Consider the following 15,031-nt stretch of genomic DNA (forward strand, 5'->3'; position numbering starts at 1 on the left):
GGCTGTTAATGTTGCCTTAATTTTAGTTTTTCAATAATGCAGTCCTAACAGGAGGAGAGCAGCTGGATGTTGAAGTGGATATTGGGTGCCGTGATCGGCGTTGGAATCATGACGGGAACTGTACATGCAGACTTTTTACCACCGGATCAGGCATTTCAGTTTCAGGTGGTTTCTACAAGCCAGGATCAGGCAGAGCTTAGCTGGAAAATCGCAGAGGGTTATTACCTGTATCATGACCAGCTTAAAGTGTCTCATCAGCAGACCCCAGTCAAGTTGGCGTTGCCCAAACCCGAAGACAAAGACGATCCCAATTTCGGTTTGACCCAAGTGCATTATGGGCAAGTCAAAACCAATATGAATGTGCAGCCCAACCAGCAGTTTGTAGTGCAATGGCAGGGCTGTGCAGAAAGTGGTTTATGTTATCCGGTACAACGCACCACAGTAACAACTGATGCAGATGGTTTATTTCCAGCGCAAAACTTGAGCAAGCCTCAAAAGCTGCTGGCCAGCACTACACAGCCACAAGTAAACGAAAAAATTCTGACTGCTCAGAAAGATGAGCTCCAAGCTATAGAGCAAACTCCAATTACAGATAAAGCACTGACCGAAGAAAAGATAGAGGAAATACAAGTCGCTGCAGTTTCTGAACCTGTGGTGCAGCCTGAGGTGGAATTAACAGAGAAAAATGACCAGCTCATTGCAGACCCTAAAAATCAAACTTCGTCAGCAGGCATGAATAGCCAGTGGAACAATGACCAGTATTTTTTAAGTCTGCTGTCAGAACAAGGTCTGTTAATTAATGCCCTGATTTTTCTCGGGCTTGGCATTCTGCTGGCATTTTTACCATGTTCTTTACCTTTAATTCCAATTTTAACGGGAATTCTGGTTCAGCAGCACCGGGGCTACCGTGCGGCACTAATTGCGCTGGTTTTCGTTTTGGGTATGGCACTGGTCTATGCGGTCATGGGACTTGCTGTGGCACAGCTCGGTTATAGTTTTCAGCGCTGGTTTCAAAGTCCGGTATTCATCAGTATTTTCAGCATTCTGTTTGTTTTGTTCGCACTTAATCTGTTCGGAGCATTTCAGCTGTCCTTACCCCAAGGAATGTTGCAGCGTCTGGATCAATGGCAGCAAAAGCAGAAGGGTGGCACGCTGATTGGTGCTGGTCTTATGGGCATGATCGCCGCACTGATTGTAGGGCCATGTATGAGTGCACCGTTGGCCGGTGCCTTAATCTATGTGTCTCAGCTCAATCAACCGATACTGGGTGCCAGTTATCTGTTCGTCTTAGGCCTTGGGTTGGGCTTGCCGCTATTTATTGCAGCCGTATTTGGGTCCCATCTTTTACCCAAGCCTGGCATCTGGATGGATCGCCTGAAGTTTAGTTTTGGCTTTGTCATGCTGGCCCTGGCCTTGTATTTTGCCCGCCCTCTATTGCCCGGCATTTTATACCTGAGCCTTTTGGGTGTGGTACTGATCACCTGTTCAGGCTATTTCTTGTTCAAGATGCTGCCCCATGTGCATCGGTCTGTATCGAAAATAGCCCTGATGCTGCTCAGTGGTTTGTTGGTCTATGCAGGAGGCAGGCAGCTCTATCATGTCTGGAGTCAGGTACAGGTAGCCCATGTAGAATCACGGCTTGAATGGCAGAAGGTCAGTACAGCCGAACAACTGCAACAGGTTTTAGCCAAACATCCTGCACAGCCGGTGGTGATTGATGTGTATGCGGACTGGTGTGTGGCCTGTCAACCGGTTGAAAAGGAAGTGATTCCACGTAGTGATGTCCAGACGGCTTTACAAAATGTGGTTCGTATCAAATTAGACCTGACCCACTATCATCCAAGTCAGGATGAGTTGCTAAAAGAATGGCAAGTCCTCGGTCCACCCACCTTTATATTTTTAAATGCAGCACATCAGGAACAGCGGGACTTGCGCTTGACCGGAAGCTTTAGCGCGACACATTTACTAGGCACATTGCAGCAACTGCAAGGGGAGCAACCATGATGATTTCCAGTGATGCGCTGCATCTGGGACCTTTGATGTTGCCCTGGACACTCATAATTGTTGCCACTGGCTTGATGCTGTTATCTGCCGTTTTGTTTGGATTAGCCAGAAAGTATTCATGGTCTAAACAGCAGCTTGGACAAAGTCAGGATTTGCTCTGGAGCAGTTTTTTTCTGGGGATGCTGGGTGCACGTCTTGTTTTCGTTCTACTCAATGCCGAGCTGTATTTTGCAGCACCCATCGACATACTGAAAATCCAGGACAAAGGTTTCCATTTATGGGGAGGGGTGCTGCTTGGTGCTTTGTGGTATGTCATTCGAAATAGACAGCTGCAGACCCGATTCAAAGCCATTTTGTTGATCATCTTTGTACTCTGGGTCGGGCTTGGACTCGCGTTCAAATCCAGCCTAAAAACTGAAGCAGCGTTTCCTGATCTAGCCTTTGCTGGACTAGAACAGGAGCGTTTGGGTACAGACAAGATTTCACTCAGCCAATTCATTGGCCAGCCCACGATAATTAATTTGTGGGCGAGCTGGTGTCCGCCCTGTCACCGCGAAATGCCGGTGTTGGCCAGAGCAGTCCAGCAGCATCCTCAAGTGAATTTTATCATGCTCAATCAGGGTGAGGAGGTAGCCACCGTAAATGCCTATTTAAGAAAACATCAGTTTCAATTTAAACATGTCCTGCTGGACCCATATGGTGAACTACCCCAGCAGCTGAATAGTTTTGGCCTGCCAACGACGCTGTTTTTTAATGCTCAAGGCCAGCTGGTCGAGCGGCATATGGGGGAACTCAGTCCGGCCATGTTGCAGCAATATTTAAACAGAATTTCAGATCAACCTTAAAAAAACGGAAGGACTTAGTATGAATAAAATTCACCAGGTGCTTGGTGCAGGTATGTTCCTGATCATGAGCATGCACACACAGGCAAATATTAAACAGAACATTGAAAAACAGGGTTTTGTGTTTGTAAAACCGATTCCGGCACCGCAAGGAATGACCGGCTGGGTGGGGCATGAAGACCAATACTCCAATACGCTCTTTATCTCCAATGATGACAAATATTATATCAAGGGCGAACTGTTTGATGCGCAAGGGAAAAGCCTATCCAATGAACAGATTGAAAAGCATATGAAAAAAGCGGTATTGGACGACGTCTGGAAAACCCTGGAAAAATCGACCTGGATTCAGGATGGTAAGCCGGATGCACTACGGGTGGTTTATGTCTTTTCCGATCCCAATTGTCCATATTGCTATAAATTCTGGCAGGCGGCCCGACCTTGGGTCGAATCAGGCAAGGTACAGCTGCGTCATATTCAGGTCGGTGTGATCCGTGAAGAAAGCCGTGGTCAGGTGGCAACATTGTTAATGTCGAAAGATCCAGCGGCAGTTTTTAACGATATGAACAAGAATAAAGGTAAAAAGCAGCTCAAGAAAATGGAAAAGATTCCTGCCGAAATTGCTGCCAGAATTGATGCCAATCAGGCCTTGATGGGGAAATACGGCTTTTTCTCCACACCGTCGATGGCCTGGAAAAACAGTCAGGGTGAATTTAAATCTACTCAAGGCCTGGCGATGGACGTCAAGGAAATTTTTGAACAATAAGATTTTAACTACATGATAGAAAAAGTAATTTTTACTTAAAACCTCTATACATGATAGGGGAGCAGATTTACATTGGTGGATAGGCTAAGCATGAAGAGCAGATAAGACATGTCAAATTTGGATGATCCACGGGTACTGCTTGCTTTGGAACGAACCGCTCTGGCGTGGAACCGGAGTGGTTTGGCATTAATTGCTTTTGGTTTTGTGATTGAAAAATCCAACCTGCTAGTGCAACTGGTGGACCCAGACACTTATGCACAGAAAATAGCTTATTCACAATGGTTGGGAATTGCGGTGATTGTATTTGGTATGTTGGTAAATTTCGCCTCAATCCTGCAATATCGACGGGGGTTGGCATCACTGCGACCGCCGGAATTTATTGAAGGTTATTACACCCAGTATCCCGTATGGCTAAACCTGTTTACTGCTTTTAGCGGACTGCTTCTGATCATTTCTTTTTGGCTGCACTAGGAAGAGGGTTGGGCGCAATACAGCTCGTACAGCTTTTGCATCAGGCTCAAGACCTTGGGGTCACTCAGACGATAGAAAATCTGTTTACCCTCACGTCGGGTGCCAACCATGTCGGCCTTACGCAGTACAGTCAGCTGTTGTGAAAGTGTAGGTTGATGAATATCGGTAGATTCTTCAATTTCCTGAACATTCATTTCCCCGTCGACCAGGACACATAAGATTTTCAGACGATCAGGATTGGCTAAAACTTTTAGGCATTGGCTGACGAAATCGACCTGTGAAAAATCAATTTTGGCATTTGCAGCAATCATATCCATAAATGTCCTCGAAACCTTTGATGTAGCCCGTGCAGTTTACACAATTTACCATAAAACTGCTTGATTATTATTTTTTATTATATAATATAAAAAAGTATATTGTATAGAGATTGATTCACCATGCATGACTTCCTCATCGCATTTATTGGCGGTTTAATGCTCGGACTTTCAGTGGTCGGCTATCTGTACGTCAATGGCCGTATTGCAGGAATCAGTGGTTTGGTTGGGCAGGTATTAAACCCAAAAACCGTATTTAAAACGCCTGCGATCTGGTTTTTATCAGGCTTGATCATTACACCGTTTATTTATGGTCTGTTTGTACAACCTGAAATTGAATTGAATGCCAGCCCATTGATGATGATTGTGGCAGGTCTGCTGGTAGGCTTTGGGACACGTCTGGGTTCGGGCTGTACCAGTGGTCACGGAATTTGTGGCATTAGTCGGCTGTCTAAGCGTTCTATTGTCGCGACCATGACTTTCATGTTTGCAGGTTTTGTCACCGTTTATATTATCCGTCATATCACAGGAGCATTCTAAAATGAAAAATGTGTTTGCCTTTTTATTTGGTGCCCTGTTCTCTGTGGGTCTGATGGTGTCGGGCATGTCCAATCCTGAAAAAGTACTCGACTTTCTGGATCTGTTTGGTGATTGGGATGCCAGTCTGGCCTTTGTGATGATGGGCGCGATTGCGGTGGCCTTTATTCCTTTCCAGAAAGCGGTACGTGCGGCTCAACCGAAAACAGTATTTAATGAGCCTATTGATTTGCCTAAAAATAATCAGATAGATAAGAAACTGATTACCGGTGCGGTTTTATTTGGTGTGGGTTGGGGGATTGCGGGCATCTGTCCGGCACCAAGTTTCACCTTGATCGGTTTGGGTCACTATCAAGTGCTCTATTTTGTTGTAGCAATGCTGGTGGGTGTATGGATTCACCGTAAATGGTCAGGAGCTTAACTATGCAAGACATTTCAATGGAAAAACAGGTACAACAACCGGTTGTGCAAGATTTCTTTGAAGAAAACACCAATACTTTCAGTTATGTGGTAAGTGATCCTGTAACCGGACATTGTGCCATTATTGACAGTGTCCTGGATTATGATGCGGCCTCGGCCAGTACATCGACTACACATGCAGATCGTATTATTGCCTATGTTAAGGCAGAAAATTTAACTGTTGAGTGGATTCTGGAAACCCATGTTCATGCCGATCATCTGACCGCAGCGCAATACCTCAAGGCAGAACTGGGCGGTAAAATTGCCATGAGCCAGAAGATTTCTGTGGTACAGGAAACCTTTGGTGCGATTTATCATCTGGACATGAAACAGTTTAATGCCCTGCAACCATTTGACTACCTGTTTGAGGATCATGAGTATTTCAAGATTGGTAAACTGGATGCCTATAATATCCCTACGCCAGGGCATACACCGGCCTGTCTCAGCTATGTAATCGGGGATGCGGTATTTGTGGGTGATACCCTGTTTATGCCGGACTATGGTACAGCGCGTTGCGATTTCCCGCGTGGTAGTGCATCGACCTTATTCGATTCGGTACAGTCACTGTATCAGCTTCCGCCTGAAACTAGGATGTTCTTGTGTCATGACTACCTGCCTTCAACACGTCATGACTATGTCTGTGAAACAGATGTACGAACCCAGAAAACCCAGAATATTCATATTCACGAAGGTACCAGTAAAGCAGAGTTTGTCGAAATGCGACATCAGCGTGATGCTACTTTAAATATGCCGAAACTGATTCTGCCGGCAATTCAGATCAATATGAAAGCAGGGCAGTTCCCTGAGCCTGAAGCCAACGGTGTGTCTTATTTGAAATTGCCGTTGAATTATTTTAAGTCTTAAAATCCTCCTTGGCATGTGTGATCATGTTGATTGCACATGTTTTTTTTTATCTGAATCAGACTGAAGTTAAACGTTAACCAAGGTGAGCTCGTCTGCTTCGTACGAGCCAGCGAGAAGTGAATCTAGTTATTCAATTAAATTTACTTCTCGCTATTTTTTGAACAGCAAATGTTAATATATTTTTTATTTAAGCAGTTTTATCCAGGTTTACTGTTTTAAACAGATCTCCCTGTCCGGATGGGCGCTACATAATAATCTTTTCAGTTCTATCTTTTCATCAAAGAGCTTCTTTGCAGCACAATAGGTTAGTCTTGTATCAAGGTGTTATTTTGGTTTGGTATATTTAAATTATTCTCTTTAATCCCAAAAAATAATATTCGTGAAAGGACTATGTTGCGTTTCAAAAAAATTAACAAAAAAAGTGAAAAGTAGATGAAATGCATTTTACAAGTGAAAAAATTATGTTAATTAATAGGAGGTGATTTTTTAGTCAAAAATCATGATGTTTCAGGAAGGAATATCTTAAGAAGCGTATTAAAAAAATGATTAAACAGGAGTTTCAAAGATGCTTCAGCTTTTAAGAAAACTGTTCTGTCTGCATATTTATGAATATGAGCAAATGCAAGAAATCGGCGAACATAGGGAGTGTCGTAAATGCGGGACAAATAAGGACTAACGTTCTTGCAAGAAAAGTGAGCATAGGCTCACTTTTTTATGTCTGTAATTCGCTAATTTACGTTAAAATTAAAGGGAATTTTAACTGGGTGAACAGCGGAAGATGAGCAAGGATTTCTATGCAGATACCTATATCGTAGATGATAACCTGGCGGATACGCTGCACTGGCTCAGCCTGCATCAAGACAGTTATGACGCATTTAGCTATGATGCAGTCACTCAAGAGCTAGTGGTGCATCATGCCAATGGAACAGATCAAATCCGAGTGGGAGATTATCTGAATGCCCGTTATGGCATTTTAATTACTGCACATAACTTTTCTACGAGTTCATCAAGTTAAACAATTATTAGCTTGTCATGGCATCTGTGGCCAGACTACGAACACCTGGTTTTGGCTGTTCTGCAACCAGACCTAATTTAGCAAAAAGTTGCTGATCTCTGCCTTGAGCAGTATTAGGGGTCGTCAACAGTTTTTCACCCGAGAAAATAGAATTTGCACCGGCCATAAATGCCAGAGCCTGATCTGAATCGGTTAAGGATTCGCGGCCTGCAGAAAGGCGGATATAACTTTTTGGCATCAGCAAGCGTGCTACGGCAATCGTCCGAATCCACTCGATGACATCCAGTTTTTCTACATCTGCCATCGGTGTGCCTTCAATCGGAACCAGCATATTGATTGGCACAGATTCCGGATGCACAGCCAAAGTCGCAAGTTCATACAATAAGCCAATCCGGTCATTACGGCTTTCGCCCAGACCAACGATACCGCCACTACAGACTTTCAGGCCAGCTTGACGCACATGATCCAACGTATCTAGACGATCATCAAAGCTACGTGTGCTGATAACGTGTGAGTAGTATTCACGAGAAGTATCCAGGTTGTGGTTATAATAATCCAGACCTGCATCTTTCAGGCGTTCTGCCTGTGACTCATTTAGCATACCCAGTGTCATGCAGGTTTCCAAACCTAATGCTTTGACTTCACGTACCATTTCCAGCACATAAGGCATATCGCGTTCATGCGGGTTGCGCCACGCAGCACCCATACAAAAACGTGAACTGCCAGAAGCCAGTGCCTGTTTAGCTTCCTGGATGACTTTCTCGACTGCAATACGTTTTTCAGCTTCCAGTTTGGAATCATAGTGAGCTGATTGAGAACAGTATTTGCAATCTTCAGGGCATTTACCGGTTTTAATCGAGAGCAGGGTACTGACCTGAACGGTATTTGCAGTGAAATTTTCACGATGAACCTGTTGTGCCTGAAACACTAAATCCATTAAAGGTTGCTGATAAAGTGCTTGTATTTCTTCACGTGACCAATCATTACGTACGACATCACTACTGTTCATCTGTCTGTCCTTGTTCATACTTATTTACATGCTTCATCTTAAGTAAAAGCATGGCTATCTTCATTAGCAAAATATGACCTTATAGAAAAAACAAAACCCACACAAGGTGGGCTTTGCATTTTACTGGACAGCTTATTTGTTGCTGTGATTTCCATGAATATCCTGACCATGCAGATCACTACGATGCTGCTTGTTAAACACGCGCTGGTCCTGTTCATGCTGGTTGTTTTTCGGAGAATTAATTGGCCCATGCTGGGGTTGCTGCTGTTGGTGCTTCTGCTGTTCTTCCTGAAGCTGTTCAAGTAGCTCTTGATTTGGATTTTTTGATGACATCATCTTTCCTCCATTTCATTTTGACTATTTGTATTTATGCCATAGTCTGAAATAAGGGTGTGTAAGGCTTTTAAGTGAAACTGTGACGCTAGGTAAAGATAGAAAATTAACTGGATTTTGCCAGTTGTTCTTGAACAGCCCAATCAATATGCACTTGTACAATCTCATCATGATGGGCGCGCTGCTGATGGAGTGCCTGAACAATTTGTTCATCAAAAGGTGCATTTCCCAGACCGATCGCGATATTACGCATAAAGCTTTGATAACCGGTACGGCGCATCGGGCTACCTTCAGTCGCACTTAAAAAGGTCGCTTCATCCCATTGCCATAAGTCCAGTAAACTGACCTGATCCAGTCCGTGCCGTGGATGAAAATCCTCTACCGAGGTGACTTGGGCAAAGCTGTTCCAAGGGCAAATCAGCTGACAATCGTCACAGCCAAAAACACGGTTACCAATCCCGCGTCGCAAATCTTCTGGAATAACGCCTTTATATTCGATAGTCAGATAGGCAATACAGCGGCGAGCATCCAGCATATAAGGCTCGACAATTGCCTGAGTCGGACAGATGTCGATACATGCAGTACAGGAGCCACAATGTTTACTGGCAGGTGCATCAAAAGGGAGTTCGAGTGAAGTAAACAGTTCGCCCAGCACAAAGAATGAGCCTGATGTTTTATGAATCAGAAGGGTGTGTTTACCTGTCCAGCCCATACCGGCACTTTCAGCCAGAGATTTTTCAAAGATGGGTGCTGAATCCGCAAAAGGACGTGATTCAAAATCTCCTACTTTTTCCCGGATTTTTGACGCCAAGGTCTTCAGGCGTCCACGCATGGTCTTATGATAATCCCTGCCACGGGCATAACGGGCAATAATAGCGGAGTTCGGAGCATAAGGAATATACCTGGGTTCCGGTTTATCAACCAGATAATCCATGCGTACACAGATAATGCTGCGTGTGCCGGGAACCAGTAAAGCGGGATTGGCACGTTTTTCTAGATTGTCTTCCAGAAATTTCATGTCACCATGATATCCGCGATCCAGATATTCCTGTAAGCGGGCTAATTCTGCTTGAGCATCCGGTTTGGCAATGACACAATCAGTAAAACCCAATTCTAAAGCCTGTGCTTTAATCCAGGCCTTTAACTCAGCTGGATCTTGTTGATAGAACTGAATTTGCGCGTGAGAATCGGGAGTTGTCATAAACCAAAGACAGGAAATTAGAAATGCAGCAACAAGTTTACCATAGCCTCGTTTATCATAGCCAAAGTATTCAAGCCTGGGAAAAGCGCTGGTTTCAGCAGCAAAATAGCTCCTATGGTTTAATGCAACAAATGGCTTGGGCAATCAGCCAGCAACTGGGCACTTTATTTTTCAGGCAAAAAATTAAAAAAATCGCTGTCTGCTGCGGTCAGGGTAATAATGCCGGCGATGGTTATCTGGTGGCCAAATATTTAAAACAGGCTGGTTTTCAAGTTGAAATTTATGCGGCTGAACCGGGCAGTTCCAGAGATCTGGCAACAGCTGTGCAGGAAGCCAAACAAGCCGGTTTGCAGCCTTATTCGCAGTTTGACTTTCAAACCGAATATGAAGCCTATGTCGATGCTTTATTTGGCATTGGTCTGAACCGTCAGCTGGATTCGAATTGGCAAGATATTATTTATGGCATTAACCGGCAAAACGGATTAAAAATCTCGATCGATATTCCGAGTGGGTTGGGTGCCAATACTGGCCAGCCTATGCCTGTTGCGATTAAAGCTGACTACACTTTTACAGGTTTAGGGTTCAAGGCCGGACTGTTCACCGGTCAGGGTAAGGAATATGCGGGCAAGATCGAACTGATTTCTGTAATTCCCGCAGATACTGAGCTTCAACCGATTGCCCAGCTTGCATCACATCAGATCCAATTACCCAAACGCCAAACTTTTGGTCATAAAGGCAGTTATGGTCATGTGTTGGTGATTGGTGGACATGCCAATATGGGAGGGGCTGTGATTATGGCTGCCGAAGCAGCATTTGCTGCAGGAGCGGGAAAAGTCACCATTGCTTGTGATGCGAAACACCATACAGCGATTTTGTCGCGTGCGCCGAATATCATGCTGCGTGATATTAATGCTCTCACTGTAGAGCAGCGCATAGCATTGATTCAGCAGGTTGACGCGGTCTGTTTCGGGATGGGATTGGGGCGTGATGAATGGGCAAAAGAGCAATATCAGGCATGGTTTGATTTAATTCAAAATTCAGACCTCGAAATTGTCCTGGATGCAGATGCACTGTGGTTTTTAGCCAGACAGCCCCAAATATTGAACTCCAAAACCTATGCTACACCGCATTCCGGGGAAGCCGCTACGCTACTGCAGAAAGGTACTCAAGAAATAGAATTAGACCGGGTTGCAGCTATTCATACCCTGCAACAAAAATATCAGGGACAATGGCTGCTAAAAGGTTCAGGCAGTCTGATTCTGGAAGAAAAACTTTATATATGCACAGCTGGAAATGCCGGTATGGGGACGGGTGGAATGGGAGATGTGCTGGCCGGAATGATTGCCAGTCTAAAGGCACAATTTAAACAAAAAATTCATTTGCATGAAATTGTAACGCTGCATGCACTTGCCGGTGATGAACTGGCCAAAAATGGCCAACGTGGTTTGCAGGCTCAGGATATGAAACACGCGATTTATCAGGTAGTGAATCGCTAAGGAGAATAGCGTGCCAGTCATCAAATTAAATATTTCAGGCCAGGTACAAGGAGTTGGGTATCGTTACTGGTTTGCCGAGCAGGCTCAACAACTTGGACTGAAAGGATATGTGAAGAACTTGAGCATAGGTGGGGTAGAGGCTGTTATTGCTGGAACAGACTCCCAGCTTCAGGAAATGATTACACGAAGTTGGCAAGGGCCTGCTTGTGCCAACGTACAAGCGGTTATTCAAGAGCATCTGGAATCTGACCTGGATGCTCAAGACTTTAGAATATTGCGTTAAACCTTATCGACGACGGCTACTGACACGACTCCGGCCGCGTGCCATACCGCCCAACGCATTCAATACCGCCATTTTACTCATACTACCTGAAGCATGAGCATGACAAATGGCAGCAGCTAAGGCATCGGCAGCATCCTGCTGGGGCTTGATGCTGAGTTTTAGAATATTCATCACCATCATCTGTACCTGTTCTTTGTCAGCAGCACCATAACCCACCACCGACTGCTTGATCTGGCGCGCGGTATATTCAGCGACTTTCAAATCCAGATTGACCAGTGCAGCAACTGCAGCACCACGCGCCTGCCCAAGTTTTAGGGCAGAATCCGGATTTTGTGCCATAAAAACCTGTTCGACTGCAGCTTCAGTGGGGCCATAAAATTTTACAATGCGCTCTACGCCGGCAAAGATCCGTTTTAAACGTTCAGGCATTTCCGCCGTTTCTGTTCTAATGGTACCTGCATCGACAAAAGTCAGTTTGGAGCCGTCTTTTTCGATAATCCCGTAACCAGTTAAACGAGAACCGGGGTCAATCCCAATAATTAATGACATGCCTGCACTTTAAAAATAGAATAATGCCCATATTGTTACATAAGCGTATCAAAAAAGCTTGATCCTGATGAAGCTGTTGATTTCCCCATCCTATTATTTATTTTACTGAGATTAGATTAATTTTCATGAAATTATTTCTTATTATCCTTGCAGGTGTAATCCTAGAAGTACTGGTCTGGATTGGCGTGGGTGACCTCGTCGGGAGCATGTGGTACGTATTTTTCTGGTTTGTAGCCGCATTCTTTATTGGTATGAATCTGATCCGTAAATATTCGGCCGGTGTCATGCCACAGATGCAGCAAATGCAGATGGGACAGATGAGTGCAGATCCTGCACTAACAGGAAATTTACCTAAAATTCTGGCAGGTTTCTTTTTGCTTATTCCTGGATTGATTACTGACGTACTGGCAGTCTTGATGCTTATTCCGGCAGTTCAGCAGGTCTTTAAAGCCGCAATAATGAAAGCGATGATGAAGCGTCAGCAACTCATGATGGAAAAAATGATGGGGGGTATGATGGGTGATATGGGTGGTGCACAAGGCCAAAATCCATTTGCCGAGATGATGCGTCAAATGCAGGATATGCAAAAGCAGCAGTCAGGCCACGGTGATTCAACGATCATTGATGGTGAAGCACGTGAAGTGACACCTGATGCCAAAAAAATTGAAATGAAAGATGTGAATCCTAAATAAGTATTCTATTTGAAGCTTGAACCGAATCATTTGATTCGGTTTTTTATTACCAGAATAAATAATGCGAATATTCACGCAAAAGTTATAATGCACTGTTTTCAGAATTCTTTTATGGAACCCATGTCACTGCTTCTAACCATTTGTGCCTTACATTTTGTGGCCCAGTTAAGTCCCGGCCCCGATATTCTTTTGATTGCCAAAAGCGCCGCATCTACCACACGCAAAAATGCCCTGAAAGTTATCGCAGGCATCTCTGCCGGAATTGTGGTGTGGGTCATCCTGACATTGGCTGGATTCACTGTATTGATTGATCAGTTTCCATGGATTCAACAGGTATTGATGGTGCTCGGTGGTGTGTTCCTGGCGAAGATGGGCTGGACCATGCTAAAGGGAGGCCTGCACAGCTTTAAAAATAGATATCAACCCGATGATAATGTAAATGAGCAAGTGCAAGTTAAAAACTATTTTATGCTGGGCTTATGGACCAATCTTTCTAATCCTAAAACACTGATCTATTTTAGTAGCGTATTTTCACTCGCCTTGAGTTCATCTGCTTCAGATTATTTGAAAACACAGTTGGCTGTGATTATTCCCTCGCAGACCTTTATTACGTTCGCTTTATTAATGCTGTTGATTTCCCAACCAAAAATTAAAGCGTTGTACCAACGTTCAGGTAGTTATATTGATATGATTTCAGGCGGACTCTTTCTGCTGTTCGCATTGTGGTTGTGGTATGACGCGCTTATTCTGATGAATTAATTTGTGCATCTTCATGCAAGGCTGTAGTGGTAGATGAGACAGGTATAGGAGATACTGCATTATCCTGGCTTTTAAGCGCCGTTTGATAGCGATTAGGCTTTAAAGTGGTTTCAGTATTTTCAGAACCTTGATAGCTGCGGCTACGGTTGGCGCGCTCACGCAATCCACCTTTTTTAATTAGCTGAACCATGACCTGTCTCTCATTTGAATCTATGGTTATTGTAAATCAAATCTAGGTCTTATGAGGTGGTTTTTCTGCAGCACAATTCGGATGACTCAAGTATCATAAAAGACCTGTTTGGGATGAACAGGTCTTGCTGCGGGGTGAATAAAATTAACGAAGCCTTTTATCTTCTTCTTTTAAAACATCCAATAGTGAGTGTTGTGCCGGTACTTCTTGTTGCGACTGCACATACAAATGCACCACTTTAAATATGATAGCTGTAACGAGACAGGCGATTAGACATAAAATCCAGAAACCAAAAGGGCTGCGAATATGGTGTGAACCACAATCGTTACAAACCTTTTGAGTGGATTCAACCACTTTGTCACAGCATGCACAATGATACTGGTAACGTAGCATGATGATCTCCTTGAATTCACAGCATTCGAGTGAATAATTTATTTTTTTTAATGTACATCAGCATGTTTTTTACACATCAGATTCTAAATCAATGCATGAACCATGCCTATGGGGTTTAACAAAAAGGTTACTAAAGCATTTTTTGCCTAAAAACCATTTCATTTAAAACGATCAATATCAGGAGTGCGGCAACGCAGCCAAAAAAGATTATCTTAGCGACCCAAGGTATTCTAAAAATTTTTAAATATTTGATTTAAAGCATGAGTTGTAATTATTAACGAGGGGGTTAGCGGGAAATTTATATATAAAAATTAGGTAAATATTTAAATAATTTTGATAATTTATGTTATGTAACCAGAAATACTCCAATAAAGAGTCAAAGCATGAAAAAAATAGCAGTGCTACTTGTAAGTTTAAGGGGGATGGGCAATGTTTCGTACAAACTGAGGTGGAAAAACAAGCTGTCACGTAGTTTCAGCAAGATTTTAACGCAGCTGCATATGAAAGGTTGTTTCAATGCTTTTTGAATTTTAGACCTGAATAATAAAAAAGCAGTGACTATCTTAAATAATGTATCTGCCATTCATTCAGAAATGGGCAATATTGAGCACTTAACAGCCGAGCTCCGAAAATAAAAATTGTACTTAAAACAAAAAAGCCAGTCAGGATGACTGGCTTTTCTATCGTTAAGATTACTGTCCTGAACGGATGATGTAATCAAATGCAGACAGCGAGGCTTTTGCACCTTCACCGGTCGCAATGATGATCTGCTTGTAAGGTACGGTGGTACAGTCACCTGCAGCAAATACACCTTTCACATTGGTTTCGTTGCGCTCGTTAATCACAATCTCGCCACG

General features: G+C 43.6%; 20 protein-coding genes. 12 read left to right on the top strand and 8 right to left on the bottom strand.

Annotated elements, in window-relative coordinates; translation table 11 throughout:
• The first annotated feature begins 66 nt into the window (after positions 1 to 66).
• From dsbD to H9629_RS13995, 4 genes are all read left to right on the top strand, one after another.
• Entirely contained in the window at positions 67 to 2,004 is a 1,938-nt protein-coding gene (gene dsbD / locus H9629_RS13980; protein WP_191731325.1) for a protein-disulfide reductase DsbD, read from the top strand.
• Positions 2,001 to 2,849, top strand: a complete 849-nt coding sequence (locus H9629_RS13985; RefSeq protein WP_191731326.1) for a TlpA disulfide reductase family protein — start codon at positions 2,001 to 2,003, stop codon at positions 2,847 to 2,849. The genes dsbD and H9629_RS13985 overlap by 4 nt, the downstream gene beginning before the upstream one ends.
• 19 nt (positions 2,850 to 2,868) lie before the next feature.
• Positions 2,869 to 3,609, top strand: coding sequence for a thiol:disulfide interchange protein DsbG (dsbG, locus tag H9629_RS13990; protein ID WP_191731327.1), 741 nt, complete (start codon positions 2,869 to 2,871; stop codon positions 3,607 to 3,609).
• A gap of 108 nt (positions 3,610 to 3,717) precedes the next feature.
• A complete protein-coding gene (locus tag H9629_RS13995) occupies positions 3,718 to 4,080 on the top strand; it encodes a YidH family protein (protein ID WP_064095379.1) in 363 nt (120 codons plus the stop codon).
• Here the strand turns inward: H9629_RS13995 and H9629_RS14000 are convergent.
• A complete protein-coding gene (locus H9629_RS14000; protein WP_004280150.1) occupies positions 4,077 to 4,397 on the bottom strand; it encodes an ArsR/SmtB family transcription factor in 321 nt (106 codons plus the stop codon). The two genes, H9629_RS13995 and H9629_RS14000, sit on opposite strands and share 4 nt — an antisense overlap.
• 120 nt (positions 4,398 to 4,517) lie before the next feature.
• On the opposite strand from H9629_RS14000, the gene H9629_RS14005 reads away from it, so the two are divergent.
• The 4 genes from H9629_RS14005 (at position 4,518) to H9629_RS14020 (ending at position 7,269) form a co-directional block, all read left to right on the top strand.
• Entirely contained in the window at positions 4,518 to 4,934 is a 417-nt protein-coding gene (locus H9629_RS14005; RefSeq protein WP_004810628.1) for a YeeE/YedE family protein, read from the top strand.
• A gap of 1 nt (position 4,935) precedes the next feature.
• Complete coding sequence (locus tag H9629_RS14010) at positions 4,936 to 5,352, top strand: DUF6691 family protein (RefSeq protein WP_064101928.1); 417 nt, start codon at positions 4,936 to 4,938, stop codon at positions 5,350 to 5,352.
• Between the two features lie 2 nt (positions 5,353 to 5,354).
• Entirely contained in the window at positions 5,355 to 6,254 is a 900-nt protein-coding gene (locus H9629_RS14015; protein WP_191731328.1) for an MBL fold metallo-hydrolase, read from the top strand.
• Between the two features lie 778 nt (positions 6,255 to 7,032).
• The gene (locus H9629_RS14020; RefSeq protein ID WP_064101930.1) at positions 7,033 to 7,269 is read left to right on the top strand and encodes a hypothetical protein; all 237 of its coding nucleotides are present in this window, start codon (positions 7,033 to 7,035) and stop codon (positions 7,267 to 7,269) included.
• Between the two features lie 7 nt (positions 7,270 to 7,276).
• Here H9629_RS14020 and bioB read toward each other — a convergent pair whose 3' ends face one another.
• From bioB to queG, 3 genes are all read right to left on the bottom strand, one after another.
• Complete coding sequence (bioB, locus tag H9629_RS14025) at positions 7,277 to 8,278, bottom strand: biotin synthase BioB (RefSeq protein ID WP_191731329.1); 1,002 nt, start codon at positions 8,276 to 8,278, stop codon at positions 7,277 to 7,279.
• A gap of 132 nt (positions 8,279 to 8,410) precedes the next feature.
• Entirely contained in the window at positions 8,411 to 8,614 is a 204-nt protein-coding gene (locus H9629_RS14030; RefSeq protein WP_081406329.1) for a hypothetical protein, read from the bottom strand.
• Positions 8,615 to 8,717: 103 nt separating this feature from the next.
• Positions 8,718 to 9,812: a tRNA epoxyqueuosine(34) reductase QueG gene (gene queG / locus H9629_RS14035; RefSeq protein WP_191731330.1), complete on the bottom strand. Its 1,095-nt coding sequence runs from the start codon at positions 9,810 to 9,812 to the stop codon at positions 8,718 to 8,720.
• Between the two features lie 23 nt (positions 9,813 to 9,835).
• Here queG and H9629_RS14040 point away from each other — a divergent pair, with 23 nt between their 5' ends.
• Both H9629_RS14040 and H9629_RS14045 read left to right on the top strand, forming a co-directional pair.
• On the top strand, positions 9,836 to 11,308 hold the full coding sequence (locus H9629_RS14040) for an NAD(P)H-hydrate dehydratase (protein ID WP_191731331.1): 1,473 nt from the start codon (positions 9,836 to 9,838) through the stop codon (positions 11,306 to 11,308).
• A 10-nt stretch (positions 11,309 to 11,318) separates the two neighbouring features.
• Positions 11,319 to 11,591: an acylphosphatase gene (locus tag H9629_RS14045; protein WP_191731332.1), complete on the top strand. Its 273-nt coding sequence runs from the start codon at positions 11,319 to 11,321 to the stop codon at positions 11,589 to 11,591.
• 3 nt (positions 11,592 to 11,594) lie between these two features.
• Here H9629_RS14045 and ruvC read toward each other — a convergent pair whose 3' ends face one another.
• Entirely contained in the window at positions 11,595 to 12,140 is a 546-nt protein-coding gene (gene ruvC, locus H9629_RS14050) for a crossover junction endodeoxyribonuclease RuvC (protein ID WP_064095372.1), read from the bottom strand.
• Positions 12,141 to 12,265: 125 nt separating this feature from the next.
• On the opposite strand from ruvC, the gene H9629_RS14055 reads away from it, so the two are divergent.
• Positions 12,266 to 12,832, top strand: a complete 567-nt coding sequence (locus tag H9629_RS14055; protein WP_191731333.1) for an FxsA family protein — start codon at positions 12,266 to 12,268, stop codon at positions 12,830 to 12,832.
• A gap of 120 nt (positions 12,833 to 12,952) precedes the next feature.
• Positions 12,953 to 13,591, top strand: coding sequence for a LysE family transporter (locus H9629_RS14060; protein WP_191731334.1), 639 nt, complete (start codon positions 12,953 to 12,955; stop codon positions 13,589 to 13,591).
• On the opposite strand, the gene H9629_RS14065 is transcribed toward H9629_RS14060, so the two are convergent.
• The 3 genes from H9629_RS14065 to H9629_RS14075 form a co-directional block, all read right to left on the bottom strand.
• The gene (locus H9629_RS14065; RefSeq protein ID WP_191731335.1) at positions 13,575 to 13,781 is read right to left on the bottom strand and encodes a hypothetical protein; all 207 of its coding nucleotides are present in this window, start codon (positions 13,779 to 13,781) and stop codon (positions 13,575 to 13,577) included. The two genes, H9629_RS14060 and H9629_RS14065, sit on opposite strands and share 17 nt — an antisense overlap.
• Positions 13,782 to 13,925: 144 nt before the next feature.
• Positions 13,926 to 14,174, bottom strand: a complete 249-nt coding sequence (locus tag H9629_RS14070) for a hypothetical protein (protein ID WP_191731336.1) — start codon at positions 14,172 to 14,174, stop codon at positions 13,926 to 13,928.
• A 692-nt stretch (positions 14,175 to 14,866) separates the two neighbouring features.
• Positions 14,867 to 15,031, bottom strand: a 165-nt coding sequence (locus H9629_RS14075) for an FAD-dependent oxidoreductase (protein ID WP_191731020.1), incomplete at its 5' end; no start/stop codon positions are given.

Origin of the sequence: Acinetobacter pecorum, assembly GCF_014837015.1 — a bacterium.
GTDB classification, from domain to species: domain Bacteria; phylum Pseudomonadota; class Gammaproteobacteria; order Pseudomonadales; family Moraxellaceae; genus Acinetobacter; species Acinetobacter pecorum.